This window comes from Streptomyces sp. NBC_01176 (assembly GCF_045039825.1).
Classification (GTDB): Bacteria; Actinomycetota; Actinomycetes; order Streptomycetales; family Streptomycetaceae; genus Streptomyces.
Genome location: NZ_CP108600.1, coordinates 3,572,009 through 3,597,367, shown reverse-complemented (window position 1 = coordinate 3,597,367; position 25,359 = coordinate 3,572,009). Strand labels below are relative to the sequence as shown.

At 71.0% G+C, this 25,359-nt stretch carries 21 protein-coding genes; 10 read left to right on the top strand and 11 right to left on the bottom strand.

Annotated features, from left to right (window positions below):
- The first annotated feature begins 1 nt into the window (after nucleotide 1).
- The 4 genes from OG199_RS15205 to OG199_RS15190 all read left to right on the top strand — a co-directional run bounded on the left by OG199_RS15205 (nucleotide 2) and on the right by OG199_RS15190 (nucleotide 3,465).
- Nucleotides 2-916: a F0F1 ATP synthase subunit gamma gene (locus tag OG199_RS15205; protein WP_266701404.1), complete on the top strand. Its 915-nt coding sequence runs from the start codon at nucleotides 2-4 to the stop codon at nucleotides 914-916.
- On the top strand, nucleotides 916-2,352 hold the full coding sequence (gene atpD / locus OG199_RS15200) for a F0F1 ATP synthase subunit beta (RefSeq protein WP_401799691.1): 1,437 nt from the start codon (nucleotides 916-918) through the stop codon (nucleotides 2,350-2,352). The genes OG199_RS15205 and atpD overlap by 1 nt, the downstream gene beginning before the upstream one ends.
- Nucleotides 2,353-2,482: 130 nt before the next feature.
- The gene (locus OG199_RS15195) at nucleotides 2,483-2,857 is read left to right on the top strand and encodes a F0F1 ATP synthase subunit epsilon (protein WP_054233220.1); all 375 of its coding nucleotides are present in this window, start codon (nucleotides 2,483-2,485) and stop codon (nucleotides 2,855-2,857) included.
- A 161-nt stretch (nucleotides 2,858-3,018) separates the two neighbouring features.
- Complete coding sequence (locus OG199_RS15190; RefSeq protein WP_153288573.1) at nucleotides 3,019-3,465, top strand: DUF2550 domain-containing protein; 447 nt, start codon at nucleotides 3,019-3,021, stop codon at nucleotides 3,463-3,465.
- Between the two features lie 115 nt (nucleotides 3,466-3,580).
- Here OG199_RS15190 and OG199_RS15185 read toward each other — a convergent pair whose 3' ends face one another.
- Complete coding sequence (locus OG199_RS15185) at nucleotides 3,581-5,419, bottom strand: glycosyl hydrolase family 18 protein (protein WP_401799694.1); 1,839 nt, start codon at nucleotides 5,417-5,419, stop codon at nucleotides 3,581-3,583.
- Between the two features lie 191 nt (nucleotides 5,420-5,610).
- Complete coding sequence (locus OG199_RS15180; RefSeq protein ID WP_356802395.1) at nucleotides 5,611-6,183, bottom strand: cob(I)yrinic acid a,c-diamide adenosyltransferase; 573 nt, start codon at nucleotides 6,181-6,183, stop codon at nucleotides 5,611-5,613.
- A gap of 451 nt (nucleotides 6,184-6,634) precedes the next feature.
- On the opposite strand from OG199_RS15180, the gene OG199_RS15175 reads away from it, so the two are divergent.
- From OG199_RS15175 to OG199_RS15165, 3 genes are all read left to right on the top strand, one after another.
- Complete coding sequence (locus OG199_RS15175) at nucleotides 6,635-7,483, top strand: 3-hydroxyacyl-CoA dehydrogenase family protein (protein WP_356802396.1); 849 nt, start codon at nucleotides 6,635-6,637, stop codon at nucleotides 7,481-7,483.
- A gap of 153 nt (nucleotides 7,484-7,636) precedes the next feature.
- Entirely contained in the window at nucleotides 7,637-7,960 is a 324-nt protein-coding gene (locus OG199_RS15170; protein ID WP_356802398.1) for an STAS domain-containing protein, read from the top strand.
- A gap of 291 nt (nucleotides 7,961-8,251) precedes the next feature.
- Nucleotides 8,252-10,801 (top strand): ATP-binding protein, encoded by a 2,550-nt coding sequence (locus tag OG199_RS15165; protein ID WP_405829882.1) that lies wholly within the window; start codon nucleotides 8,252-8,254, stop codon nucleotides 10,799-10,801.
- Between the two features lie 84 nt (nucleotides 10,802-10,885).
- On the opposite strand, the gene nucS is transcribed toward OG199_RS15165, so the two are convergent.
- Entirely contained in the window at nucleotides 10,886-11,557 is a 672-nt protein-coding gene (gene nucS / locus OG199_RS15160; RefSeq protein WP_266701411.1) for an endonuclease NucS, read from the bottom strand.
- Nucleotides 11,558-11,800: 243 nt separating this feature from the next.
- Here nucS and OG199_RS15155 point away from each other — a divergent pair, with 243 nt between their 5' ends.
- A complete protein-coding gene (locus tag OG199_RS15155) occupies nucleotides 11,801-12,193 on the top strand; it encodes an SCO5389 family protein (RefSeq protein ID WP_101400700.1) in 393 nt (130 codons plus the stop codon).
- An 81-nt stretch (nucleotides 12,194-12,274) separates the two neighbouring features.
- Here OG199_RS15155 and OG199_RS15150 read toward each other — a convergent pair whose 3' ends face one another.
- Nucleotides 12,275-13,303 (bottom strand): LLM class flavin-dependent oxidoreductase, encoded by a 1,029-nt coding sequence (locus OG199_RS15150; RefSeq protein WP_356802402.1) that lies wholly within the window; start codon nucleotides 13,301-13,303, stop codon nucleotides 12,275-12,277.
- 219 nt (nucleotides 13,304-13,522) lie between these two features.
- On the opposite strand from OG199_RS15150, the gene OG199_RS15145 reads away from it, so the two are divergent.
- Nucleotides 13,523-13,855 carry an ATP/GTP-binding protein gene (locus OG199_RS15145; protein ID WP_356802404.1) on the top strand — a complete coding sequence of 111 codons (333 nt, stop codon included), beginning with the start codon at nucleotides 13,523-13,525 and terminating at the stop codon, nucleotides 13,853-13,855.
- Nucleotides 13,856-13,955: 100 nt separating this feature from the next.
- Here the strand turns inward: OG199_RS15145 and OG199_RS15140 are convergent, their stop codons facing one another.
- From OG199_RS15140 to OG199_RS15130, 3 genes are all read right to left on the bottom strand, one after another.
- Nucleotides 13,956-14,801 carry an ABC transporter permease gene (locus OG199_RS15140; RefSeq protein WP_356802406.1) on the bottom strand — a complete coding sequence of 282 codons (846 nt, stop codon included), beginning with the start codon at nucleotides 14,799-14,801 and terminating at the stop codon, nucleotides 13,956-13,958.
- Nucleotides 14,798-16,045, bottom strand: a complete 1,248-nt coding sequence (locus tag OG199_RS15135; RefSeq protein ID WP_356802408.1) for an ABC transporter ATP-binding protein — start codon at nucleotides 16,043-16,045, stop codon at nucleotides 14,798-14,800. The genes OG199_RS15140 and OG199_RS15135 overlap by 4 nt, the downstream gene beginning before the upstream one ends.
- Nucleotides 16,046-16,294: 249 nt before the next feature.
- Nucleotides 16,295-17,185: a hypothetical protein gene (locus OG199_RS15130; RefSeq protein ID WP_401799702.1), complete on the bottom strand. Its 891-nt coding sequence runs from the start codon at nucleotides 17,183-17,185 to the stop codon at nucleotides 16,295-16,297.
- A 171-nt stretch (nucleotides 17,186-17,356) separates the two neighbouring features.
- Here OG199_RS15130 and OG199_RS15125 point away from each other — a divergent pair, with 171 nt between their 5' ends.
- Nucleotides 17,357-18,367: a hypothetical protein gene (locus OG199_RS15125; protein WP_356802411.1), complete on the top strand. Its 1,011-nt coding sequence runs from the start codon at nucleotides 17,357-17,359 to the stop codon at nucleotides 18,365-18,367.
- A gap of 85 nt (nucleotides 18,368-18,452) precedes the next feature.
- Here OG199_RS15125 and OG199_RS15120 read toward each other — a convergent pair whose 3' ends face one another.
- The 4 genes from OG199_RS15120 to scy form a co-directional block, all read right to left on the bottom strand.
- Entirely contained in the window at nucleotides 18,453-19,223 is a 771-nt protein-coding gene (locus OG199_RS15120; RefSeq protein WP_356802413.1) for an ABC transporter permease, read from the bottom strand.
- A 2-nt stretch (nucleotides 19,224-19,225) separates the two neighbouring features.
- A complete protein-coding gene (locus tag OG199_RS15115; protein ID WP_266701419.1) occupies nucleotides 19,226-20,176 on the bottom strand; it encodes an ABC transporter ATP-binding protein in 951 nt (316 codons plus the stop codon).
- Nucleotides 20,177-20,361: 185 nt separating this feature from the next.
- A complete protein-coding gene (locus OG199_RS15110) occupies nucleotides 20,362-21,297 on the bottom strand; it encodes a cellulose-binding protein (RefSeq protein ID WP_266701420.1) in 936 nt (311 codons plus the stop codon).
- A gap of 181 nt (nucleotides 21,298-21,478) precedes the next feature.
- Complete coding sequence (gene scy / locus OG199_RS15105) at nucleotides 21,479-25,330, bottom strand: polarized growth protein Scy (RefSeq protein ID WP_405829877.1); 3,852 nt, start codon at nucleotides 25,328-25,330, stop codon at nucleotides 21,479-21,481.
- Nucleotides 25,331-25,359: the final 29 nt, after the last annotated feature.

The following is a 25,359-nucleotide window of genomic DNA, read 5'->3' as shown; positions in this document are numbered from 1 at the left end:
CATGGGAGCCCAGCTCCGGGTCTACAAGCGTCGCATCCGATCCGTCACCGCGACCAAGAAGATCACCAAGGCGATGGAGATGATCGCCGCCTCGCGCGTCGTCAAGGCGCAGCGCAAGGTGGCGGCCTCCGCGCCGTACGCGACCGAGCTCACCCGCGCGGTCACGGCGGTCGGTACGGGTTCGAACACCAAGCACCCGCTGACCACGGAGGCGGAGACGGCGACCCGTTCCGCGGTGCTGCTCCTCACGAGCGACCGCGGACTGGCCGGCGCCTTCAACTCCAACGCCATCAAGGCGGCGGAGCTGCTGACCGCCCGTCTTGAGGCCGAGGGCAAGGAGGTCGACACGTACATCGTCGGCCGCCGCGGTCTGGCCCACTACAACTTCCGCGAGCGCAAGGTCGCGGAGTCGTGGTCGGGCTTCACCGACGAGCCCACCTACGCGGACGCGAAGAAGGTCGCGGGTCCGCTCATCGAGGCCATCGAGAAGGAGACGGCGGACGGCGGCGTGGACGAACTCCACATCGTCTACACCGAGTTCGTCTCGATGATGACGCAGACGGCCATCGACGGCCGGCTGCTGCCGCTTCGCCTCGAAGAGGTCGCGGAGGAAGCGCCCACGGGCGAGATCCTTCCGCTGTACGAGTTCGAGCCATCGGCGGAGGACGTCCTCGACGCCCTGCTGCCGCGCTACGTCGAGAGCCGTATCTACAACGCGCTGCTCCAGTCGGCTGCCTCCAAGCACGCCGCCACGCGCCGCGCGATGAAGTCGGCGACCGACAACGCGGGAGACCTGATCACCACGCTCTCCCGCCTTGCCAATGCGGCCCGCCAGGCCGAAATCACCCAGGAAATCAGCGAGATCGTCGGTGGCTCCGCAGCCCTTGCCGACGCGACCGCGGGGAGTGACAAGTAATGACGACGACTTCTGAGACGGCCGTTGCCACGGGCCGCGTCGCCCGGGTCATCGGCCCGGTCGTCGACGTGGAGTTCCCCGTCGACGCGATGCCGGACATCTACAACGCCCTTCACGTCGAGGTGGCCGACCCGGCCAACGCCGGCGAGAAGAAGACGCTGACCCTGGAGGTCGCCCAGCACCTGGGTGACGGCCTGGTCCGCACGATCTCCATGCAGCCCACCGACGGTCTGGTCCGCCAGGCCGCGGTCACCGACTCCGGTACCGGCATCACGGTCCCCGTCGGCGACTTCACCAAGGGCAAGGTCTTCAACACCCTCGGTGAGGTGCTGAACACCGACGAGAAGTACGACGGCGAGCGCTGGTCCATCCACCGCAAGGCCCCGCGCTTCGACGAGCTCGAGTCGAAGACCGAGATGTTCGAGACCGGCGTCAAGGTCATCGACCTTCTCACCCCGTACGTCAAGGGTGGAAAGATCGGTCTGTTCGGTGGTGCCGGTGTCGGCAAGACGGTGCTCATCCAGGAGATGATCTACCGCGTCGCCAACAACCACGACGGTGTCTCCGTGTTCGCCGGTGTCGGTGAGCGCACCCGTGAGGGCAACGACCTCATCGAGGAGATGTCGGACTCGGGCGTCATCGACAAGACCGCCCTCGTCTTCGGCCAGATGGACGAGCCCCCGGGCACCCGTCTGCGCGTGGCCCTCGCGGGTCTGACCATGGCGGAGTACTTCCGCGATGTGCAGAAGCAGGACGTGCTGTTCTTCATCGACAACATCTTCCGCTTCACGCAGGCCGGTTCCGAGGTCTCGACCCTGCTCGGCCGTATGCCCTCCGCGGTGGGCTACCAGCCGAACCTGGCCGACGAGATGGGTCTCCTCCAGGAGCGCATCACCTCGACCCGTGGTCACTCGATCACCTCGATGCAGGCGATCTACGTCCCCGCGGACGACCTGACCGACCCGGCCCCGGCCACCACGTTCGCCCACCTCGACGCGACGACGGTTCTCTCCCGTCCGATCTCCGAGAAGGGCATCTACCCGGCCGTGGACCCGCTGGACTCCACGTCCCGCATCCTGGACCCCCGCTACATCGCGGCGGACCACTACGCGGCCGCGATGCGCGTCAAGTCGGTTCTTCAGAAGTACAAGGACCTTCAGGACATCATCGCGATCCTCGGTATCGACGAGCTGGGCGAGGAGGACAAGCTCACCGTCCACCGTGCCCGTCGCGTGGAGCGCTTCCTGTCCCAGAACACCCACGTCGCCAAGCAGTTCACCGGCGTCGACGGGTCGGACGTCCCGCTGGACGAGTCGATCGCGGCCTTCAACGCGATCATCGACGGTGAGTACGACCACTTCCCGGAGCAGGCGTTCTTCCTGTGCGGTGGCATCGAGGACCTCAAGGCCAACGCCAAGGAGCTCGGCGTCTCCTGAACCTCGTGTTCGTGAGTGAGGGGGGCGGGGCCGCACCTCGCGGGGTGCGTCCCGTCCCTCTCCGTACGCCCATTAGACTTTGACCCAACACCCGGCGGCAACGGCCGGGTGGTGACCCGAGGAGCCCACCTTGGCTGCTGAGCTGCATGTCGAGCTCGTCGCCGCGGACCGCAGTGTCTGGTCCGGCGAGGCCACCCTGGTCGTCGCGCGTACCGCGTCCGGCGACATCGGCGTCATGCCCGGTCACCAGCCGCTTCTCGGTGTGCTGGAGTCCGGCCCGGTGACCATCCGTACGAGTGATGGTGGAACGGTCGTCGCCGCGGTGCACGGCGGTTTCATCTCGTTCGCGGACAACAAGCTGTCGCTGCTGGCCGAGATCGCCGAGCTGTCGGACGAGATCGACGTCCAGCGCGTGGAGCGGGAGCTCGAGCGCGCCAAGGCGGAGGGCGATGCCTCCGCCGAGCGTCGGGCGGATGTCCGACTCCGGGCGGTGTCGGCGCGCTGATCCGGAGGCACCCCCCGGACCCTTAGGGTACTGGGGGAGTGCCGTGTGATGCTTTGCCTCAGCCGCGGCTGGGACCGGATGATTCCGGCCCCGGCCGCGGCTGAGGCGAATGCGGAGGTTTTTTCTTTTCCGTTACCTAGGAGACGAGGAGGTCGGTGTCGATGGTCCTCGCTCTGACTGTGTGCGGATTGGTAGTGGCTCTCGTGGTGGTGGGGCTGTTCGTCTTCGGCCTCCGCCGCCGGCTCATCCAGCGTTCCGGCGGCACGTTCGACTGCAGCCTGCGCTGGGACGTGCCCGAGAAGAGCGACACCAGTGGCAAGGGCTGGGGCTACGGCGTCGCCCGCTACAACGGCGACCGCATCGAGTGGTACCGGGTCTTCTCGTACTCCCCCCGCCCGCGCCGTGTGCTGGAGCGCTCGGCGATCGAGGTGGCCGGCCGGCGTGCTCCGGACGGTGAGGAGGAGCTCGCGCTGCTCTCCGACGCGATCATCCTGGCCTGTGTCCACCGGGGCACGCGGCTGGAGCTGGCGATGAGCGAGGACGCGCTGACCGGTTTCCTCGCGTGGCTGGAGGCGGCCCCGCCCGGACAGCGTGTGAACGTGGCCTGACCTTCGCCCGCCGATGCCCGTGAACCGGGAGGACCGCGGTCGCCCATGAGCCGGGAAGACCGCCGCGGACGGACCCGGAGGCCCGCCCGCGGCGGCTGTGGGGGGTGGTGCCAGGTCAGCTCAGGCCGGTGTTGACGGCGCTGACCAGTTCACCGTTGCTGGTGTCGCCGCTGAAGTCCCAGAAGAACGCGCCGCCCAGACCCTGGCTCTTGGCCCACGACATCTTCGTGCCGATGGTGGCGGGGGTGTCGTAGCTCCACCAGTTGCTGCCGCAGTGCGCGTACGCGGTGCCGGCGACCGTGCCGGTGGCCGGACAGGACGTCTTGAGGACCTTGTAGTCCTCGATGCCCTGCTCGTACGTGCCCGGCGCGGGTCCGGTCGCCGTGCCGCCCGGCGCGTCCTGGGTGACGCCCGTCCAGCCGCGGCCGTAGAAGCCGATGCCGATGAGCAGCTTGCTCGCGGGCACGCCCTTCGACTTGAACTTGGCGATCGCGTCGGCCGTGGTGAAGCCGGGCGTCGGGATGCCGCTGTACGAGGTGAGCGGCGAGTGCGGGGCGGTCGGGCCCTGTGCGGCGAACGCGCCGAAGAAGTCGTACGTCATCACGTTGTACCAGTCGACGTACTGCGCGGCGCCCGCGTAGTCGGCGGCGTCGATCTTGCCGCCGGAGGTGCCGTCGGCCGTGGTGGCCGCGGTGACCAGGTTGCCCGTGCCGAACTTGGCGCGCAGGGCCTGCATCAGGTTCTTGTAGGCCGCGGCACCGCTGGTGTCACAGGACAGACCGCAGGCGTTCGGGTACTCCCAGTCGATGTCGATGCCGTCGAAGACGTCGGCCCAGCGCGGGTCCTCCACGAGGTTGTAGCAGGACTGCGCGAAGGCGGCCGGGTTGGCGGCGGCCTGGGCGAAGCCGCCGGACCAGGTCCAGCCGCCGAAGGACCAGAGGACCTTGATGTTCGGGTACTTGGCCTTCAGCTCGCGCAGCTGGTTGAAGTTGCCGCGCAGCGGCTGGTCCCAGGTGTCGGCGACGCCGCTGACCGACTGGTCGGCGGTGAAGGCCTTGTCGTAGTCGGCGTAGGAGTCGCCGATCGCGCACTGACCGTTGGTGACGTTGCCGAAGGCGTAGTTGATGTGCGTGATCTTGGCGGCCGAGCCCGACGTCACCAGGTTCTTGACGTTGTAGTTGCGGCCGTAGATGCCCCACTCGGTGAAGTAGCCGAGTTTGACGGCGTTGCCACTGGCCGGCGGGGTGGTGGTGCCGCCGGTGGTGTGCACCGAGACCGCGCCGCTGGCCGGACCGGTCTGATCGGCGGTGTCACGGGCCTGGACGGTGTACGAGTAGTCGGTGCCGGCGGTCAGGCCGGTGTCCGTGTAGGTCGTACCGGTCACGGTGGCGACCTTGGCGCCGCCGCGCAGGACGTCGTAGTTCTTGACGCCCTTGTCGTCGGTGGCCGCGCTCCAGGAGAGCTTCACCGAGGTGTCGGTGAGGGAGGAGGTGGTGGGAGTGCCGGGCGCGGAGGGCGGGTTGTCACCCGGGACGGTGGTTCCGCCGTCGCAACTGCCGCCGTTCAGGGTGCAGTTGGAGGGGGAGCCGGAGCCGGCGCCGTTGAAGCCGAAGGAGACGGAGGCGCCCGCGGCGAGGGTGCCGTTGTAGGACTTGTTCTTGGCGGTCCAGTGGGTGCCGGAGTTGGTGACGTCCGCGTCCCACGCCGAGGTGACGGACGTGCCGGAGGGGAAGTCCCAGTTGATCGTCCAGGAGCTGATGGCGGTGGTGCCGGTGTTCTTGACGGTCCACTGGCCGCCGAAGCCCGTACCCCAGTCCTGGGTCTTGGTGTAGGTGGCGGTGGCGGAGGTGGCCGCATGAGCGGGGCTCGCGAGGCCGACGAGGGCGGCGAGGGGGAGGAGCAGGGTGGTGAGACCTGCCACGGTTTTCTGTCGGGCTCTGTGCCGGAAGCGCATGATGCCTCTCCTCGGGGGTGTCGTGGGCATGACTTAGCGCAGTGCGGTGAGAATAGAAAGGTCTGGACCATAGGTCAATAGGTCTGGACCAGTGAACGCAGCACTGTGCGAAGCCCCAACTCCCCCGCCGGAAAGGCGGCTTGGGCCCGGCGATCAGCCGCCGGGCCCGCCCGGTCCCGGGCCGGGGTGGGTCAGCGCTCCCCGCCGGGCACCCACAGGACGTCGCCGGTCGCCTTGTTCGCCGTCCGCGCCAGGATGAAGAGCAGGTCGGAGAGGCGATTGAGGTAGGTGGCGGTCAGCGGGTTCATGAGCTCGCCGTGCACCTCGAGCGCGGCCCACGTCGAGCGCTCGGCCCGCCGTACCACCGTGCACGCCTGGTGCAGCAGTGCCGCGCCGGGTGTGCCGCCGGGCAGGATGAAGGAGCGGAGCTTCTCCAGTTCGTCGTTGAAGCGGTCGCAGTCCGCCTCCAGTCGGTCGATGTAGAACTGCTCGACGCGCAGGGGCGGGTACGCGGGGTTCTCGGCCACGGGGGTCGACAGGTCGGCTCCCACGTCGAACAGGTCGTTCTGCACACGGGTGAGGACGGTGACGACGTCCTCGTCGAGCCCGCCGAGCGCGATCGCCGTACCGAGCACCGCGTTCGCCTCGTTGGCGTCCGCGTACGCCGAGATCCGCAGATCGGTCTTGGAGACCCGGCTCATGTCCCCGAGGGCGGTGGTGCCCTGGTCGCCGGTCCTGGTGTAGATGCGCGTCAGATTGACCATGGGGTCAGCGTAGTTACGCCCCGGCCTTCCGGTGGGCACGTGTGCCCACCGTCACGGCGGGCGTCGCGGGACTCGACGGCGACCGGGACGCCGTACGGCCCGCGCGCGGTGGGGAGGATGCCCGCGCACCGGTCCCGTACCGGTCCACCGGACGGCGCAGTGGCACGAGGGGGAGGGCACCGCCGGACCGTCGCGGCGGTCGGCGGGCGGGGGGCAGCCGGTCGTAATGCGGACGAAGTGTCACGCGAGGCGGTCGCCCTCCTCGGCGGGACACCGGACCTGTTGGGCGGGAAGGGGCTCAACTAGGGGGTGCGCGACGCGGGGTGAGCCATCCGGTGTGATGTCCGTCAGTTGAGACGTGACGCGCATTACTTACCGGTCACACAGGCCCTCGCGAGCGCTAGTGTCCGCCGAGAGGTAGACATATACAGCGCGTCAGGGGAGTCGCACAGTGGCACGGAAGCTCGCCGTCATCGGAGCCGGCCTGATGGGGTCCGGCATCGCCCAGGTGTCCGCGCAGGCGGGCTGGGACGTCGTCCTGCGCGACGTCACCGACGAGGCGCTGAAGCGTGGCACGGACGGCATCAAGGCCTCCTACGACAGGTTCGTGAGCAAGGGCAGGCTGGAGGCGCACGACGCCGACGCCGCGCTCGCCCGGATCACCGCGACCACCGACCTCGACGCCGCCGCGGACGCGGACGTCGTGGTCGAGGCGGTGTTCGAGAAGCTCGAGGTCAAGCACGAGATCTTCCGGACCCTGGACAAGATCGTCCGTCCCGACGCCGTGCTCGCCTCCAACACCTCCGCGATCCCGATCACCAAGATCGCGGCGGCCACCGAGCACCCGGAGCGGGTCGTCGGTGTCCACTTCTTCTCGCCGGTGCCGATGATGCAGCTGTGCGAACTGGTGCGCGGTTACAAGACGAGCGACGAAACCCTCGCCACCGCGAAGGAGTTCGCCGAGTCCGTCGGCAAGACCTGCATCGTCGTCAACCGGGACGTGGCCGGCTTCGTGACGACCCGTCTCATCTCGGCGCTCGTCGTCGAGGCCACCAAGCTGTACGAATCCGGCGTGGCGAGCGCCGAGGACATCGACCTGGCCTGCAAGCTGGGCTTCGGACACGCCATGGGACCGCTGGCCACGGCCGACCTGACCGGCGTCGACATCCTGCTGCACGCCACCGGCAACATCTACACCGAGACCCAGGACGAGAAGTTCGCCCCGCCGGAGCTGATGCGCCGGATGGTTGACGCCGGTGACATCGGGCGCAAGAGCGGGCAGGGCTTCTACAAGCACTGAAACCGCGTGCACCTCTGGAGCATCACCCCATGAGGTGAATTCGGTATCGGTTCGCTTACAGACGGCAACCTCTGAGCCCTCAGGGCAGTCAGACGGTGCACATGAAAGACGCAGGCTGACGCAGCGTACGAGACGCACTCCCGGGGAGCGCATATGTACATCAGGGGCGACCACGCCGAGGTGGTCGTCGGGGGCCGCCTCGACGTACGCAGCGCGGCGGACGCCCGTACGGTCCTGCACTCGGCCGTCGACGGCGGAGCCGGCGACCTGGTGCTGGACCTGTCCGAGCTGGACTCGTGGGACGCCACCGGACTCGGCGTCATCATGGGGGCCCACCGACGGGCCGGGCGGTGCGGCCGTCGGCTCGTGCTGCGCGGCGTACCACCGCAGATGCAGCGTCTGCTGGTGGCCACCCGGCTGCACCGGATCCTCGCGATCGAGGGCGGCATCGGGGTCGAGTCCCTGCCCCGGGTGTGACCCGGTCGCGGCCCCTCGTGCGGAGCCGGCCGGGTGCGCCCCGGCGTGCGCGCCCCGAGCGACGTACCACCTGAGCGGCGTACGAAACGCACGACGCGCACAATCCTCATGAAGCTGTGACGTCTCGGGCGGCGCGGTACCCCGGCTGTTCCTAGATACTGTGCGAAGGTTTAGGGTTCGGCTGCCCGCCGCCCGAAACCCTGAGAGCGGGCACCGGACCAGAAGCGACAGCGCGGTGTGCAGCAAGGCCGGGAGGGGCTCGGCACACGACGCTTTTGGGGGGCTTGGAACATGGACCCGAACAACCAGGGATCCGAAGAGTACGTCCATGACGACGACGGTCGGGCGCCTCGCCCGCGTCCGCCACGCGATCCGCTCACCGCGGACCTGGGGCAGCACACGCCCGCACTGGCCCGTACCGTCCAGCTGGTCTCGGGCGACTTCCTGCTCACCGTCAATCCCGTCGACGGCAGCGAGATAAAGACCTGCCCGCCGGACGAGCATCCGCCGCGGCCCGTGAAGTTCACCGCCGCGGAGCGCGCCGAACTGAACCGTGCCGCCAAGCCGCCCGTACCGCCGGGACCGGCCCAGCCCCGGCTGCCGCTCCTGGAGCGCCAGGAGGAGCGCGAGCAACTGGTCCGTCTGCTGGCACGCGGGCGCTCCGTACGCCTCACCGGCCCCGCCGGCTCCGGCCGCACCAGCCTGCTCGAAGCCGTCGCCGAGGACTGCGCGGACCTCGCGCCCGACGGCGTCGTCCGTCTCTCCGGCTACCGGCGCGGCGCGAACGACCTCCTGCACGACCTCTTCGCCGCCGTGTACCGCGCGCCTCTGCACCGGCCGGAACGGGACGAGCTGAGCGAACTCGTCCACTCGATCGGCGCGGTCGTCGTCCTCGACGACGCGGAGATCGGCGGCGCCGCGCTGGACGAGCTCCTCGAGGCCACGCCCGAGTGCGCCTTCCTCGTCGCCGCGACCCCCGACGTCCCCGCGCCGTCCGCCGACTCCCTCCTCGAAGGGGTGCACCTCGGCGGCCTCGGACGGGCCGGCGGCCTCGAACTGCTCGAGCGGGCCGTCGGACGCGCGCTGACCGAGGAGGAGTCGAACTGGGCGGGCGACCTCTGGTTCGAGTCCGAGGGACTTCCGCTGCGCTTCATGCAGGCAGGCGCCCTGCTGCGGCAGCGCGACCAGCTGAGCGCGGACCCGGGCGCCTTCGACGCGTACGGCTACTTCGAGGACGCCCCGGTGGACGCGCCGGCGGACGACGACGAGCGCACCGCGGTCCCGCTGCCCTCGCTCGCCGAGGGCGCCGCGCCCGCCTCGCTGCTCGCGTCCCGGCTCAGCGAGTCGGCCCGCGCGACGCTGCGGTTCGCCGTCGCCCTCGGGGGCGAGGTGCCGCACCAGGCGCATCTGCCCGCCCTCATGGGCGACACCCACGCCGACGCCGCGCTCGCCGAACTGGCGAACTGTTCGCTGGTCTCCCCGGTCGGCTCCCGCTACCGGCTCGCGGCCGGTGTGCAGGCCCAGCTGGAGACCGCCGGATACGCCGACGACATCGAGGAGCAGGCCCGCACCGCGGCCCAGCACTACACCTGGTGGGCCGGCCATCCCTCGGTCACCCCGGAGCGGGTCTGCGCCGAGGCCGACGCCGTGCTCGCCGCGCTCGGGGTGCTGGTCCCGCTCAGCACGGCCCCGGCCGACGAGCAGGACGAGAACCCCGCCGTGCTGCTGGCGCGCACGGCCGCGCCCGCGTTCGCCGCCGGGCTGCACTGGAGCGCCTGGGAGCGGGCCCTGCGGGCCGGTGCCGAGGCCTCCCAGCTCGCCGGAGAGGTAGGCGAACAAGCCTACTTCCACCACGAGTTGGGCATCCTCGCGCTCTGCGGCGGCCAGCTGGACCGGGCCCGCGCCGAGCTGGAGGCCTCCATCGGGCTGCGCGGCGCCCTCGCCGACAAGCGTGGCACCGTGGCGGGCCGCCGCGCCCTCGCGCTGGTCGCCGACCGCTCCGGCGAGGTACTGCCCGGCGCCCGTGCGACGGCGGGCGAGGAGGTGCCCGACGCACGGCACGAGGAGTCCGCGTCGCCGCCCGGTGGTGTACCGGCCGCGTTCCCCGCGGTGGCGCTGTCCGATCCGTACGGCGAGGTCTCGACGCTGATCACCCAGCGGTCGCAGCCGGGTCAGGACAAGCACGTCGGGGTCGCCGGGCGTCTGGTCAGCGGTACCCGGCGCAATCTGGTCGCGGCGGGCGCGGGCGCGCTCCTGGTGGCCGTGCTCGGCACCGTGGTGACGCTCGGCGCGACCTCGAACAACAACAGCGACACCCCGTCCGAGAAGGTCGGCGTCAACCCGTCGGTGAGTCAGGGCTCCGACGACGACAGTCTCGGCGCGGACAAGCCGAAGAAGGGCGGGGACGACGGCGCGAGCGGCTCGGGCGTGGAGAGCACGCCGACCGATCCAGGCCCCGACGGCACGTACGGGACCTCGGACGACCCGACGCCGCCGGCCGACGGGAAGCCGTCGGACGACCCGAGCGGAACGCACGGGTCGGGAGGCGGGCCGTCGAAGTCGCCGTCCAAGTCGCCTTCGAAGTCGCCGACGACCAAGCCGCCGTCGTCCTCGTCGAAGCCGCCGACGAGCCCTTCCACGTCGAAGCCGCCGACGAATTCCGGGTCGCCGTCTCCCTCCGACAGCCCCACCCCGTCGATGTCGCCGTCCACCTCGGACACCGCGAGCGGCCCCGCCTCCGGCGCACCGGCTAGCAGCGCCACCGTCGGCGCTCCGGCGAGCAGTTCCGCGGGTGTGCCGGTGAGCGGCGGCGCCGGGTCCCCGAGCGGCGCGGTGATCTGAGACCGGGTACAGCAGGGAGGGCCGGGTCCGTCACCGGACCCGGCCCTCCCTGCTGTGCGCTCGTGCGCGTCGCGGCGACGCGCGTCAGAACAGGCGCAGTTTGTCGTCCTCGATGCCGCGCAGCGCGTTGTAGTCCAGGACCGTGCAGCCGATGCCGCGGTCCGTGGCGAGGACGCGGGCCTGCGGCTTGATCTCCTGGGCGGCGAAGATGCCGCGGACCGGCGCGAGGTGCGGGTCGCGGTTGAGGAGTTCCAGGTAGCGGGTGAGCTGCTCCACCCCGTCGATCTCGCCGCGCCGCTTGATCTCGATGGCGACGGTCCGGCCCTCGGCGTCGCGGCACAGGATGTCGACGGGCCCGATGGCCGTCATGTACTCGCGGCGGATGAGCGTGTAGCCCTCGCCGAGCGTGTCGATGCGGTCCGCGAGGAGCTCCTGGAGGTGCGCTTCCACGCCGTCCTTGATCAGGCCGGGATCCACGCCGAGTTCGTGCGAGGAGTCGTGCAGGATCTCCTCCATCGTGATGATGAGTTTCTCGCCCGCCTTGTTGATGACGGTCCAGACGCCCTCCTCCTCGCCCGTGCCCTCCTTCAGGGTGCACGGCGGCGACATCCAGTTGAGGGGCTTGTAGGCGCGGTCGTCCGCGTGGATCGAGACGCTGCCGTCCGCCTTCACCAGGATGAGGCGGGGGGCCGACGGGAGATGGGCGGTGAGCCGGCCCGCGTAGTCAACGGAGCAGCGGGCAATGACGAGACGCATGGTCGGCAACGCTACTCGACGGGCACAGGTCCACGCGATTCGCCCTGGAAGACGCCTGTTCGGTCGTGGCTGATTGTGGGCCTAGTGGGAGTTCACTATGTGCGCATTCTCCTGGTGCCGTCACGGTCCGTTGCTTACCGTATAAACGGGAGGTCGCGATGCGTGTACTCAGCGTGTTGGAGATCGCGAGTTCCCTCATCTGTCCGGCAACCCCCGCGCTCTGGGGGTGCGAGAGGAGAACCCATGTCGCTCGACGTCTCACCGGCCCTACTCGAAAAGGCCGAGCGAGGCGAGGTCGACGAAGCTGAATTCGTCGACTGCGTCCGGACCTCCCTGCCCTACGCATGGGAGATGATCAGCTCCCTGGTGGCTCAGCTGAAGGTGGACGGCGGCAACTTCGCCGACAACCAGACGCCTCCGCCGGACGAGCAGGCACGTGGCCAGCTGCTGCGTGCGCTCGCGAGTGACGCGATACGCGGCGCGCTGCAGCGGCACTTCGGTGTGCGGCTGGCTTTCCAGAACTGCCACCGGGTGGCGGTGTTCCCACTGGACGCCTCAGTGGACGACACACTGGCACGCTTCACCTCGGTGCGCAGTCAGTTGCTGAACCAGTCACCGGAGTTCCGCGACTGCTGACGCCTTGATGCCGCACTGCTTGCCGCTCCGTACGCGGGAGGTGCATCTGTACCGGGGCGGCAAGCTTCCCGCGTGCGGGGCTCAGCCGAGGTGGGGGAGCACCTCGGCGCCGAGCCTGCGCACGTTCTCCTCCGTCGCCGCCAGATCGCCCGAGCCCTCGACGAGCAGGGCGAAGCGCGAGATGCCGGTCCGCTCCGAGGTCGCCGCGAGCCGGTCCGCGCACAGCCGCGGGGTGCCCACCGGGTGCAGTCCGCAGAGCAGTTCGGTGTACGCGTGCGGGTCCCGCATCGAGCGCGCGCGGCCGTCGACCGTGACATGCGCGTCCAGTCCCTGCTTCAGCCAGCCCGGCATCGCCTTGAGGAGCGTCTCCACGGCGTCGGTGCGGCGGTCCGCGATCTGGCAGACGCCGGCGGACACATGGGCCGCGGCGCGGATCTCGTCCGCGGAGCGTCCCGCCACACGCGCGTACTGCCGCCACAGGGTCACCATTTCGGCCTTCTCCTCGTCACCCACGTGCATGCCGAGAAGCATCGGCAGTCCGCGCTCGGCCGCCAGTCGCACACTCGCCGGTGAGGTGCAGGCGACCACGACCTCGGGACCGGGGGAGCCGCTCAGGGTCTCCGAGGGCCGGGGGACGACGGGGACCTCGCGGAAGGCGAACCGCTCGCCGTGGGCCTCGACGGACGGTTCGCGCAGCCAGCGCACCAGCAGATCGAGTGATTCGGGGAACCCCTTCTCGTACGCCTCCAGGCCCGCGCCGAAGACCTCCAGGTCGACCCAGGGGCCGCCGCGTCCCACGCCCAGCGAGAAGCGGCCGCCGGAGGTCACGTGCAGCAGCGCGGCCTGCTCGCCGAGTGCCACCGGGTGGACGGTGGGCAGTACGCTCACCGCGGTGCCGACGCGGATGCGGCTGGTGCGGCCGAGCAGCAGGGCGGCGAGGGTGACGGCCGACGGGCACGTCCCGTACGGCACGAAGTGGTGCTCCGCCAGCCACACCGCGTCGAGGCCGGCCGCCTCCGTGACCTCGGCCGTCCGCACCGCGCGGTGCAGTGCCTCTCCCTGGCCCTGTCCGGGGAACTGGGCCGCCAGTACAAAACTTCCCACGTGCATGGTGCTTCCTGCTTCCTCGGCTCCGACGCGGAGCTCCCCCGACCGGCATAACCGTCCGACACGTGCCGAAGACACGGCCTGTCGGAGGGATTTCCGGATTGTCTGCAGAATGCTCCGACGGGTGGTCGATCCGAGCGGGTTCGAGGTACGCCTACCCCTGCGCGTGCCGCGTAGGCTGGATGGGGTCTCTGCCCCCTGTACAGCTCCGTGAGGTGTCCTGTGTCCCCGCGTCGTAACCGTTCCAAGGGTTCCGACCCCTCCGGCCGGAGCGCGGAGGACGACCGCTCCGGGCGGTACGGCGGCTGGCAGTCCACGGAGAGCTGGCGGGGCGAGGAGTGGAGCGTGCGTCATGTGGCGGGCGCCAGCGCGCAGGGCAAGACCTACCGCTGTCCGGGCTGCGACCAGATGATCCCCTCCGGCCTCCCGCACGTGGTGGCCTGGCCGGAGCACTCGGGCGTCGACGAGCGCCGTCACTGGCACAAGGCCTGCTGGAACGCGAAGGACCGCCGCACCACGCGGGTGCAGCGGTCCCGTAACGCGCCCAGGTTCTAGGGCGTGTGGCGAAAGTCCCGCCTGCCTCGCGACGCCTGGCACGCCCTGGCGCCGCGGCTCGCGACGGGGTGAACGTCGCCTGCCGGGGCACGGGGAGACGTCACACGTCTCGGCGCTCCAGCAGGACGAACGCGCCGATGATCGCCGCCGCCGTCACCCCGACGAGCAGGCCGAGTTGCGCGCCGCCGGCGCTGTTCTCGCTGTCCAGTCCGAAGATCTTGGCGAGGGAGTTGGGAGCGTTGTACTCCTGCATCTTCTCGCCGATCGTGCGCATGCTCTGGGACATCATCAGGAACGCGGGCATGATCGCGGGCACCAGGACGACGCCGAGCATCGTGGTGATCGCGCCCGCCGAGTGCCGCAGCATCGAGCCCACCGCGAGCGCGAGGACGCCGAGCAGCGAGACGTACAGCGCGCCCTTGAGGACCGAGCCGCCCCAGGAGACGTTCGAGGCGCCACTGTGCATCCCCGAGGTGATCAGGCCGACCAGGCCGATCGCGAAGGCCGAGGCGGCGAAGGCGACCGCGAAGAAGATGATCAGCTTGGCGGCGAGCACCCGGTGGCGCTGGGGCGAGGCGGTGAAGGTGGTCCGGATCATGCCCGTGCCGTACTCGGACGAGACCACCAGGACGCCGAGGGTGATCAGGCAGATCTGACCGAGTATCAGCCCGAAGAAGGCCGGGATCGTGTACGGCACGTCGCCGAAGTCGGTGTCCCGGGTCTGCGCGGCGACCAGGAAACCGATGCCGATCACCAGGAGGAGGAAGATGCCGAGCGTCCACAGCGTGGAGCGCACCGACCTGATCTTCGTCCACTCGGAGGTGAGCGCGTGCCCGAGGTGGGTGCGGGTGATCGGGATCGGCGAGGTGTACGACGCGCCGGGCGCCCCCTGCCAGTGGGGGGCAGCGGCGGTCTGCTGCGGCATCGGCGGCTGGGGCGTGCTCATCGGGCGTCCTCGGGCTTGGTCAGGTCGGGGGCGGCGGGGGCCGCGGGCGGCTGTGCGGGGGCCTGCGGCGCGGGCTGCGCGTACGGGTTGGCGTCCGCGGCGCCGGGAGCGGCCGGAGCGCCGTAGGGACCCTGGCCGGCGGCCGGGGCGCCCGCGGTGCCGTACGGGCCCGCCTGAGGCGCTGACTGGGGCATCGCGAACGGCTGCCCGCCCTGCTGGGGCGGCGGCGGTGCGTACCAGCCCGGCTGGCCCTGCCCCGGCACCGGCATCTGCGGCGGCGGCATCGCGCCGGGCGGCAGCTCCTGCTGGAGTCCGGCCCGCTGGTCGATCGTCGAGCGGTAGTCGACGGCGCCCTGCGTCATCCGCATGTACGCCTCCTCCAGCGAGGCCTGGTGCGGCGACAGCTCCCACAGGCGGACGTCGGCGGTGTGCGCGAGATCGCTGATGCGGGGCAGCGGCAGCCCGGTGACCCGCAGGCCGCCGTCCTGCTCGGGCAGTACCTGGCCGCCCGCCTCGGTCAGCACGGCCGTCAGCTTCTCGCGCTGCTGCGGCTCCGTTTCCGGAGTGCGGACCCGCGCGAAGTCGGCCGAGTTGTGCGAGATGAAGTCCTTGATGTTCTGGTCGGCGAGCAGCTGGCCGCGGCCGATCACGATCAGGTGGTCGGCGGTCAGCGCCATCTCGCTCATCAGGTGCGAGGAGACGAAGACCGTACGGCCCTCCGCCGCGAGCGCCTTCATGAGGTTGCGGACCCAGAGGATGCCCTCCGGGTCGAGGCCGTTGACCGGTTCGTCGAAGAGCAGCACCTGCGGGTCGCCGAGCAGCGCGGCGGCGATGCCGAGCCGCTGGCCCATGCCGAGCGAGAAGCCCTTGGAGCGCTTCCTGGCCACGTCCTGCAGACCGACCACACCCAGCACCTCGTCCACCCGGCGGGCCGGGATGCCCGACAGCTGGGCGAGGCAGAGCAGGTGGTTGCGGGCGTGCCGGCCGCCGTGCACGGCCTTGGCGTCGAGGAGCGCGCCGACCTGCCGGGGCGCGTTCGGCAGCTTGCGGTAGGGGAAGCCGCCGATCGTCACCTGGCCCGAGGAGGGGTTGTCGAGGCCGAGGATCATCCGCATCGTCGTCGACTTGCCGGAGCCGTTGGGCCCGAGGAAGCCGGTGACGGCGCCCGGCCGCACCTGGAAGGAAAGGTTGTACACGGCCGTCTTGGCGCCGTAGCGCTTCGTCAGGCCGACTGCCTCGATCATGCTCCGCACCCATCGAAAGGTTCAGGACGTCGGGGCGCACGCCCCCGTAAGGGTTAGGAGGATATCGGGGCGCTGACGGTTCCGCTCAAGAGAAAGTAAAACCGTGCAGGTCACGCCGGGAAGAGGTACGGGGAAGATCGACGGGAGGTACGGTCCCCGCCCCCGTCCTTGTCAGGTACCCGTCGTCCCAGGTCAGGCCGGAAAGGGATCTCCGGAGCCGGCCGCGCACACCCCGGCCCAGCCGCGTCCTCAGCCCCGGTGCGGCAGTGAGTCGTCCAGGGGCGGCAGGTCGTCGTACAGCCGCAGTTCGGCCGCGTCGTCGACGTACGGCAGGAAGTCCGTCTGCGGCAGTACCCAGCCCTCCTCGCCGAAGACGAGCGTGCCCCGCTCGCGCAGCGCGCGGTCGGCCCCGGCCTGCCGCACCCAGGCCGTTGGATCGGGCCCCAGCAGCTCCCGCAGCCGGGCGGAGCCGGCGAGCAGCGCGGCGAGCAGCTCCGCCTGGTCGCCGCCGCCCGGCCGCGGCTGTCCGGTGGCCGGGTCCGCCAGCACCCCGTGCGCGCTGAAGTAGATGTACGCGCCGCCGAGCCGCTCCCCGGACGGCATCGTCATCTCGAACGCGTCGCCGGGCAGTATCGCCCGTCGGTAGTCCGGGAACTCGGTGTCGTCGACCGCCTTCAGCTGCGTCGGGTCCAGCCAGGTGACGACCAGCGTGGTCGCGGCTCCCCGGTCGACGTACGGCGTCCCCGCCACGTAACCCGCCGGACTGATGTGCCCCGAGCAGCCCACCCCGATGCCGCGCACCCGCACCGGCACCATCGGCACGGTCGCCGGGATGCCGAGCCGGGTGAGCTTGTGGGCGACCTGGCCGGGGGAGGCGTTCGAACCGACCGCGATCACCGGGTGGCGGTTTCCGGTGCCGGCCTGGCCGAGGTCGGCCAGCGCCTCGTCCAGCCGCTGCTGCGCCTGGCGCTCCTCCACGTACCACTCGCCGAGCCGCAGCGGCCGTACATCGAGCTGGAGCAGCTCGCCGCCGGTGAGCAGGGACGGCTCGGGGGTGGGCCGGCCCGGATAGGTGAGCGGCTGCTTGGCGGGCACGTCGTCCAGGCCCAGCGCCTGGAGGCTTCGGTCCTTCGTGGTCACGGTGACGCCCTTCGGGGGTGGTCGCGCGATACGGGCACAGCCTTTCACGCGAGGTGTACCCGGGGCGGGGCCCGCTCTCGCCCGCCGCGGCAGGGTTGGCCGGAACGGACACCGGGAATCATGCCGTCCCATTCTATGAGTGGGGGCCAAGTCGGTTACGGGGGATACGAGTTGAGGCGCACGAGGCAAGGAGCGGACGCCAGGGGAGCGGCGGGGCGGGGCCGGACGCATCCGCGCTTCCGTACGTCCGTTCGCTGGTGGATCGCCGGACGCACCGTCCATGCGCTGCTGTTGATGACGCTCGGCGCGCTGGCCGGGCTCTCCGTCGTCATCGCGGCGGCCTGGACACTGACCGAGCACTCCGCGCGGTCGATGGCGGAGCGGTTCTCGAACGGGGAGCGGCTGCTCGACCTCAGTCTCGCGGTGCTGCGGGCCAGCGTCGGCACGGACAGTCTGGCGCCCGAACCGGACAGCACCGCGCACCAGCTGCTCGCCACGGTCGCCTCCGTCACCGGCGCCATGGTGCCCGCGGTGCTGCTGGGCATCGTGCTGATCAAGATGTTCGCGCTGCGGCCGTTCGTCTGGCGGCAGCGGGCCAGCATCTCGCACGCCTGGACCGCCGACTTCCCGGGCTACTCGCGGCAGCACGCGAACAGCGAGGACGCGATCATCGCCGTCCGCTTCTACAACCGTTTCGACAACCTGTCCGTCGTGGACCTGCGCGCCCGTGTCCATCTGCGTTATCTGGAGCGCTCCCCGCACGACGGCAGCCTGGTCATCTACAAGCAGTGGCTGAAGGTCCTGGACGCCAAGGGGGAGCCCGCCGACGAGCGGTACTGGCTCGCCGTCGAGCGCGGGGCGCCGTTCACCGTGTGGATACCGGTCCAGGCGCCGGTGGCCGAGCTGCCGTTCCGGTATATCCAGGGCAACGACCTCACCGGTTCGCACGGCGTGAAGCTGCTGGTGCGGCTGACGGCGCGGACCGTGGGCCTGGGCACCGAGGTCGCCGACGAGCGCTGGTTCGACCTGGAGGGCGGCGACTTCGAACTCGGCCGCTTCGTGCCGCTGCAGCCCGACCTCGACAGGGACGTGTGGCGCTGGGAGGGCTGGACGGACTTCGACGGGCTGATCCCGGGGCCGTCGCCGGCCGGCGACGACGACGTCACGCGCCCCGTCTCCTGAACGCGCGCACCCTGTCGGTCGGCCGGGCGGCTTGCGCCCCGTGCGGCTTCCGCCCGCGGCTCCCGGCTCTCGGCTCCCGCTTCTTCTAGGCGTCCCGCCTCTTGAGCAGCACATAGCCGCCCAGGAGTGCCGCGACCACCCACAGCACCATGATCGCGAGGCCGCCCCAGGGGCCGTACGGGGTGTCGTCGCCGATCGGGGTCACCACCCGCATGATCTTGCTGCCGGCCTGGTCGGGCAGATAGCGGCCGATCTTCTTGGTCGCGGAGACCGCGCCGAGGATGTTGGAGATCAGGAAGAAGAACGGCATCAGGATGCCGAGCGAGAGCATCGGACTGCGCAGCATCGTCGCCACACCCATCGAGAACACCGCGATGAGCGTCATGTACAGCCCGCCGCCGATCACCGCGCGCAGCACCCCGTGGTCGCCGATCGACGCCCGGTGCGCGCCGAGCGTCGCCTGCCCGAGGAAGAACGCGACGAAGCTGGTGATGATGCCGACCACGAAGGCGAGCCCCGTCGCCACCGCGACCTTGCTGAAGAGGAAGGTGGCACGCTGCGGGACCGCAGCGAGCGAGGTGCGGATCATGCCGGTGCTGTACTCGTTGCCGACCACCAGCACCCCGAAGACGATCATCGCGAGCTGACCGAGACTCATGCCAGCGAAGCTGATGTACGTCGGGTCGAAGGAGAGCCGGTCCTTCGCGTTCATCTTGTCGAACTCGTTCTTGGACAGCAGCGAGATCAGGATGCCGAGCGCGATCGTGACGACGGCGGCGAGGCTGAGTGTCCAGACCGTGGAGGCAACGGACCGGATCTTGGTCCACTCGGACCTGAGGACCTGGGAGGCCGCCATGCTCAGGATTCCTTCCGCCAGTCGCCGCCCCACTCGCGGGGCGGGGTGTCGGAGTGCGCGTGGTATTCCACCGACTCCGCGGTCAGCTGCATGAAGGCCTCCTCCAGGGAGGCCTGCTGGGGACTCAGCTCGTGCAGTACGAGCTGGTGACGCGCGGCCAGTTCACCGATCTGCTCGGACTTGCCGCCGTCCACCTCCAGGGCGCCGCTGCCGCTCTCGACGACGGTGATCCCGGCCTCGTGCAGTACATCGAGCAGCCGTTCGCGCTGCGGGGTCCGGATCCGCACGTACGACCGGGAGTTGCGCTGGATGAAGTCGGCCATGGAGGTGTCGGCCAGCAGCCGGCCCTGCCCGATGACGACGAGGTGGTCGGCGGTCAGCGCCATCTCGCTCATGAGGTGGCTGGACACGAACACGGTCCGTCCCTGGGAGGCCAGCGACTTCATCAGGTTGCGGATCCAGTGGATGCCCTCGGGGTCGAGGCCGTTGACCGGCTCGTCGAACATCAGGATCCGCGGGTCGCCGAGCAGCGCGCCCGCGATGCCGAGCCGTTGGCCCATGCCGAGCGAGAAGCCCTTGGCCTTCTTCCGCGCGACCGCGGTGAGCCCCACCGTGTCGAGGACCTCGTCCACCCGCGCCCTCGGGATGCCGTTGCTCTGCGCGAGACAGAGAAGGTGGTTGAAGGCGCTGCGGCCACCGTGCATGGCCTTGGCGTCCAGCAGGGCGCCGATGTACTTCAGCGGGTCCTTGAGGTGGTCGTAGTGCTGTCCGTCGATCCGTACGTCGCCCGCGGTGGGCCGGTCGAGCCCGAGCATCATCCGCATGGTGGTGGACTTGCCGGCGCCGTTGGGCCCGAGGAACCCCGTCACGATGCCGGGTCTGACGGCGAAGGAGAGCTGATCGACCGCCACCTTCTCGCCGTACCGCTTGGTCAGCCCCTCGAGCTCGATCATGCGGCCACGGTAGGGCGGACCCCAGGGCCGCGCTACTTGAGCGAGCGGGTCTTTGCCGCTTGTTCACCGGGGTTCACGGCCGCGCCGCCGGGCCTTGTCGCGCCGTTCCCCGTGCCCCTGCCGGCGCCCACGGCTGCGGCCCGCACCCGAGGAGGGTGCGGGCCGCAGCCGTGGACAGGAAACGGTTACCGGGTCTGCTGGGCCGGAACCCCGCGCGAGATCGGCTCGTCCTCGGCCGGCGTGCTCGCGGCGGCCACCGCGGCGCCCGTGAGCGTCGCGAGCATCTCGCGGACGTTCGTGAGCTGGGCGTTGATGGAGTCGCGACGGTTCGTCAGCGCCGCCAGCTCGCGCTCGGATTCCGAGCGGATACGGTCGGCCTTGGCGTTGGCGTCGGCGACGATGTCCTCGGCCTGGCGCTGGGCCGTCTCCACGGTCTGGCGGGCGCGGCGCTCGGCGTCCGTGCGCAGCTTCTCGGCCTCCAGGCGGAGCTGCTCCGCGCGGTGCTCGATCTCCGCGAGGCGCTTCTCGGCCTTGGCCTGACGCGAGGCCAGGTCACGCTCGGACTGCTCACGGCGCTTGGCGAGGTTCGTCTCGAAGTCGGCGGCGGCCTGCGCGGCCTTGGCGCGGGTCTCCTCGAAGAGGGCGTCCGCCTCCTCGCGCTTCGACTGGGCGTCCTTCTGCGCCTCCTGGCGCAGCTGAGAGGCGTCGCTCTTGGCCTTCTCGACGATCCGGACGCCCTCGTCCTCCGCCTTGGACTTGCGGTCCGCAGCGAACGATTCTGCATCGTTGCGGACCTGCTGCGCGGCGGACTCGGCGAGCTCACGGTGCTGCTCGGACGCGCGACGGGCCTCGTCGCGCAGATCCTTCGCCTCCTCCTCGGCGAGGCGGAGGATCTTCTCGACCCGCGCGCCGAGACCCGCGTACGACGGTTCGGCGTCGGTGACCTGGGCCTGGGCGTTCTGCGTTTCGAGGTGGAGCTCCTCGATGCGCTTCTCGAGAGCAGTGATACGGGCCAGAGCGCTGTCACGGTCGGAGACGAGCTTCGAAATGCGTTCGTCCACCTGAGCGCGGTCGTACCCACGCCGCACAAGCTCGAAGCCGTAGGGGGAAGTGTCGCTCATGGGGTTCCTGTCGAATGAGACCGGTGAGGTGATAGGGGGAATCCTAGGGGCCAAAGCGGTGTGTCATCGAGCGGATACGTGTTTGATCTGGAGAATGACACTCCTTTTGGGTGGCTGGCCGTCAGAGTGCTTGCCAGAGTCCGCACCAAAGGTCCGAAAGGTGCGGAATGGGATCTTCTGGTTAGCCCTCTGACGACTTGCCACCCGAACGTGGTGCGCCGACGGCGGCGCCCGCCTTGACCCCACCGTCCTTGTTGCCCGACGGGGCCTCAAAGGATTCCAACGCCTCCAGGACGTCCTGGACACGGGAGATCTCGGCGTTGATGTCCTCGCGCCGGCGGACCAGCACCTCCAGCTCGTGCTTGCCCTCCTCGACCGCGCGCCGTGCCTCACGGATGGCCTCGGCCTTGATCTCCGTCGCCTCGGCGACGAGCGAGGTCTTCTTCTGCTCGGCCTCCTTGAGGAGACCCTCGGCCTTCTTGACGGCGGCGATGCGCACCTTGCTCGCCTCGGAGTTGGCCTCCGAGACGAGGTCCTTCGCCTTCGCCTCGGCCTCGGCGAGCTGGTCCTCGGCCGCCTTCACGAGCGCGTCGCAGCGCTCGCCGGCGTTCTTCATCGTCTCGGCCGACTCGCGGCGGGCCCGCTCGTGCAGCTCCTCGATCTCGGAGGTGACGCGGTCGCGCAGCTCCTCCGCCCGCTCCCTTATGGCGGTCGCGTCCCGGCGGGCACCGACCAGCAGCTCGTCGGCGTCCGTACGGGACCGCTCCACAAGGGAGTTGCCCTCCACGGTCGCCTCGGAGACAAGGCGCTCGGCCTCGTTGCGGGCCGCGCCCACCATCGTGTCGGCCTGGCTCTCGGCGTCCGCCGTGGTCTTCTGCGCGCTCTGCTGAGCCTCCGCCAGCAGCTTGTCGGCCTCCGACGCCGTCTCCGAGATGAGCGTGTCGACCTGCTCGGCCGCCTCGGAGCGCCGCTTGTTGGCCTCCTGGCGCGCCGCGTCCAGCGTCCGGTCGGCCTCCTCGCGCGCGGCCGAGGTGAGCCGCTCCGCCTCCGCCTCCGCCTCGGACTTGACCCGCGCGGCCTCGGTACGGACCCGCTCGGCGTGCTGCTGCGCGGCGCCGACCGTGTCGGCGGCCTCGGCGCGCAGCCGCTCCGCGTCCCCGGTCGCCTCGGAGAGCAACTGATCGGCCTTGGCGGTGGATTCGGCGCGGACCCGCTCGGCCTCCGCGTTCGTCTCGTTCGTCAGCCGCTCCGCCTCGGAGCGCGCCTCGTTGATGAGGGTGTCCGCCTGCGTGGCCGCGTCCGAACGGATCCGGTTGGCGTCCTCCCGGGCCTCCGCGCGGGTGCGCGAGGCGTCCTGGTCGGCGTTGGCGATGGCGTCCGACACCTCGGTCCGCACCCGCTGGGCGTGTTCCGAGGCCTCCGAGCGCAGCCGCTCGGACTCCGTGATGGCCTCCGAGACCGTGCGCTCCGCGAGGGACTTCGCGGCCTCCGTCTCCTCGGCCGCCTCGCGCCGGACACGGCCGGCGTCCTCGGAGGCGCGCTCCCGCTCGGCGTACGCGTCGGCGCGGACCCGGTCCGCCTCCTCCTGCGCCTCGGTGCGGGTGCGCTCGGCCGCGTGCTCGGCGGCGGAACGCAGGCCCGAGATCTCCTCCTGGGCCTGCTCGTGCAGCCCGGCCACGGAGTCGCGCACCTGCTGTGCGGTCTGCTCGGCGTTCGAGACCATCTCGGTCGCGCGCCGGTCGGCCTCCTCGACCAGCCGTACGGCCTCGGCCTGGGCCTCCTCCACACGGTTGCGCGCGGAGGCGAGGAGCTCCTCGCTCTGCTCGCGGGCCCGCTCGCGCTCCTGGTCGGCCTCCTGGCGTGCCGAACCGAGCAGTTCCTCGGCCTCGCGGCGGCGCCGGACGGCCTCCTCCTGAGCGGCGGCCAGCGTCTCGGCGCCCTCCGTCGCCAGCCGCTCGGCCGCGGCCTGGGCCTCGGCCCGTACCCGGTCGGCGCTGTCCTGGGCCTCCGACTTCAGCCGCTCGGCCTCCGCCGCGGCCTCCGAACGCAGCCGTACGGCGATGTTCTCGCCCTCGGCCCGCGACGCCGAGGCGTCCGCGGCGGCCTCGTTGCGCAGCCGGTCCGCCTCCGCCTCGGCCTGCGCCTGCAGCGTACGGATCCGCTCGGCGGCCTCGCCGCGCAGCCGCTCCGTCTCCTCGGCGGCCTCGCGGCGGATCCGCTCGGCCTCCGCCCGCGCGTCGCTCAGCGCCTGCTCGGCCGAGGCGAGCCGCTGCTCGGCCTCGGTGTGCAGCCGGGTCAGCTCCTCGGCGGCCTCCGTCCGGCGGGCCGCTATGGCGCGCTCGGAGTCCTCGCGCACCGCCTCGGCGGCCCGCTCGGCCTCCGCCTTGATCGTCTCGGCCAGCTCGACGGCCTCGGCGCGGTTGTTCTCGGCCTCCTTGCGGGTGCGCTCCAGGGTCTCCTCGGCCTGTCGGCGCAGCGTCGTGGCGCGCTCGATGGCCTCGGTGCGCACGCGCTCACTGTCGGTCGTCGCGGTCGTCCGCAGCTCGTCCGCGTCGGCCTTGGCCTTCGCGAGCAGTTCCTCGGCGGTCTTGGCCGCCTCCTCGATCTGCTGGACGGCCTCGCGCCGGGCCTCGCTGCGGATGCGTTCGCCCTCGGCGTTCGCGTCGGCACGCAGCTGCTCGGCCTCGCCGCGCAGCCGGCGCGCCTCCTCCTGCAGCTCGACCGTCTTGGCGCGGTACTCCTTGGTGTCGTCCTTCGCCGTGCCCTTGAGCTGCTCGGCGATGTCGTGCGCCTCGGCGCGCAGCCGGTCCGCCTCGGACTCCGCCTCGGTGCGGATCCGCTCGGCCTCCTCGGCCGCCGCCTTCGTGGTCTTCCTGGCGTCCTCGGACGCCTTGTTGAGCACGTCCTCGGCGGTACGGGCCGCCTTGGACAGCTGGGAGGCGGTCTCCTCCGCGGTGAGACTGCGGGCGTTCTCCTCGGCCTCGGCGACGATCTTCTCGGCCTTGGCACGGGCCTCCGCGACGACCTGCTCGGCCTCGGACCTGGTGGTCTCGGCCTCCTTGGTGGCCTCGCTGACCAGCCGGGCGACCTGCTCCTTCGCCGTGCGGGTGCGCTGTTCGTTCGCCGACTCGGCGCCGGCCAGGGCCTTGGCCGCGGCGTCCTTCGCCTCGGTGACGACCTTGTCCGCCTCGGCCCTTGCCTCGCGCAGTGCCGTCTCGGCGGCCGTCATCCGCTGCTCGGCGGCCCGGCTCAGCTCGGTGGCCTGGCGGCGGGCGCTGTCCGACTCGTTCGCCGTGGAGCTGCGCAGCTGCTCGGCGTGTTCGGTGGCCTCCTGGGCCTGGGTGGACGCGGCGTTCAGCAGCCGTTCGGCGTCGGTACGGGCCCGGCGCAGCAGCGCCTCGGCCTCGGCACGGGCCGACTCGGCGTCGTTCGTCAGCCGCTGGCGGGCCTCGGCCGCGATCCGCTCGGCCTCCGCGCGGGCGGTGCTCAGCGCCTGGTCCGCCTCGACCCGCGACTCGTCGAGGAGTCGGCGGGCCTGCTGCTCGCTGCGGGCGCGCAGCTGCTCGGCCCAGGCCACGTTCTCGTTGACGTGCGACTCGACGGTCTGGCGGCGTTCGGCCAGCTCCTGGTCGAGCTGCTGACGCCGCGCGACCGCCTCGGCGTGCAGCTCGGCCTGCAGGCGGGCGGCCTGCTCGGCGTGCTCCTGGAGGATGCGCTGCGTCTGCGCCCGGGCCTGGCTCATCTCGCGCTCGGCATCGGCGCGCAGCTGATCTGCCTGGATCTGGGCGTTACGGAGCAACTGCTCGGCCTGGTAGCCGAGGTCGCCGCCGCTGTCGTAGGCAGGCCGGGTCGCCAGACTGCGGCGCGCCTCGTGCAGCTTGGCGCGCAGCACCTCGACCTGATAGCCGAGGTCCTCGGCGTGCTGGACGGCCTTCTCCCGCTCGGTCTTCAGCCGCTCCATCTCGGCCTCGAACCGAGAGAGGTGGTCGACGTCAGCCGCCGGCTCTCGCTCCTGGCGTTCGTAGCCCCGCACTGCGCGGTCCCATCCGTCCCCTGGTCGCA

What these genes read in the sequence shown, in the direction of transcription:
- OG199_RS15120 (WP_356802413.1), bottom strand. Translation starts at nt 19,223, where the DNA reads ATGGCGGCCTCCCAGGTCCTCAGGTCCGAGTGGACCAAGATCCGGTCC.
- OG199_RS15150 (WP_356802402.1), bottom strand. Translation starts at nt 13,303, where the DNA reads ATGCACGTGGGAAGTTTTGTACTGGCGGCCCAGTTCCCCGGACAGGGC.
- OG199_RS15135 (WP_356802408.1), bottom strand. Translation starts at nt 16,045, where the DNA reads ATGATCGAGGCAGTCGGCCTGACGAAGCGCTACGGCGCCAAGACGGCC.
- OG199_RS15185 (WP_401799694.1), bottom strand. Translation starts at nt 5,419, where the DNA reads ATGCGCTTCCGGCACAGAGCCCGACAGAAAACCGTGGCAGGTCTCACC.
- nucS (WP_266701411.1), bottom strand. Translation starts at nt 11,557, where the DNA reads ATGCGTCTCGTCATTGCCCGCTGCTCCGTTGACTACGCGGGCCGGCTC.
- OG199_RS15140 (WP_356802406.1), bottom strand. Translation starts at nt 14,801, where the DNA reads ATGAGCACGCCCCAGCCGCCGATGCCGCAGCAGACCGCCGCTGCCCCC.
- OG199_RS15165 (WP_405829882.1), top strand. Translation starts at nt 8,252, where the DNA reads ATGGACCCGAACAACCAGGGATCCGAAGAGTACGTCCATGACGACGAC.
- OG199_RS15180 (WP_356802395.1), bottom strand. Translation starts at nt 6,183, where the DNA reads ATGGTCAATCTGACGCGCATCTACACCAGGACCGGCGACCAGGGCACC.
- OG199_RS15155 (WP_101400700.1), top strand. Translation starts at nt 11,801, where the DNA reads ATGTCGCTCGACGTCTCACCGGCCCTACTCGAAAAGGCCGAGCGAGGC.
- OG199_RS15115 (WP_266701419.1), bottom strand. Translation starts at nt 20,176, where the DNA reads ATGATCGAGCTCGAGGGGCTGACCAAGCGGTACGGCGAGAAGGTGGCG.
- atpD (WP_401799691.1), top strand. Translation starts at nt 916, where the DNA reads ATGACGACGACTTCTGAGACGGCCGTTGCCACGGGCCGCGTCGCCCGG.
- OG199_RS15110 (WP_266701420.1), bottom strand. Translation starts at nt 21,297, where the DNA reads ATGAGCGACACTTCCCCCTACGGCTTCGAGCTTGTGCGGCGTGGGTAC.
- OG199_RS15205 (WP_266701404.1), top strand. Translation starts at nt 2, where the DNA reads ATGGGAGCCCAGCTCCGGGTCTACAAGCGTCGCATCCGATCCGTCACC.
- OG199_RS15190 (WP_153288573.1), top strand. Translation starts at nt 3,019, where the DNA reads ATGGTCCTCGCTCTGACTGTGTGCGGATTGGTAGTGGCTCTCGTGGTG.
- OG199_RS15170 (WP_356802398.1), top strand. Translation starts at nt 7,637, where the DNA reads ATGTACATCAGGGGCGACCACGCCGAGGTGGTCGTCGGGGGCCGCCTC.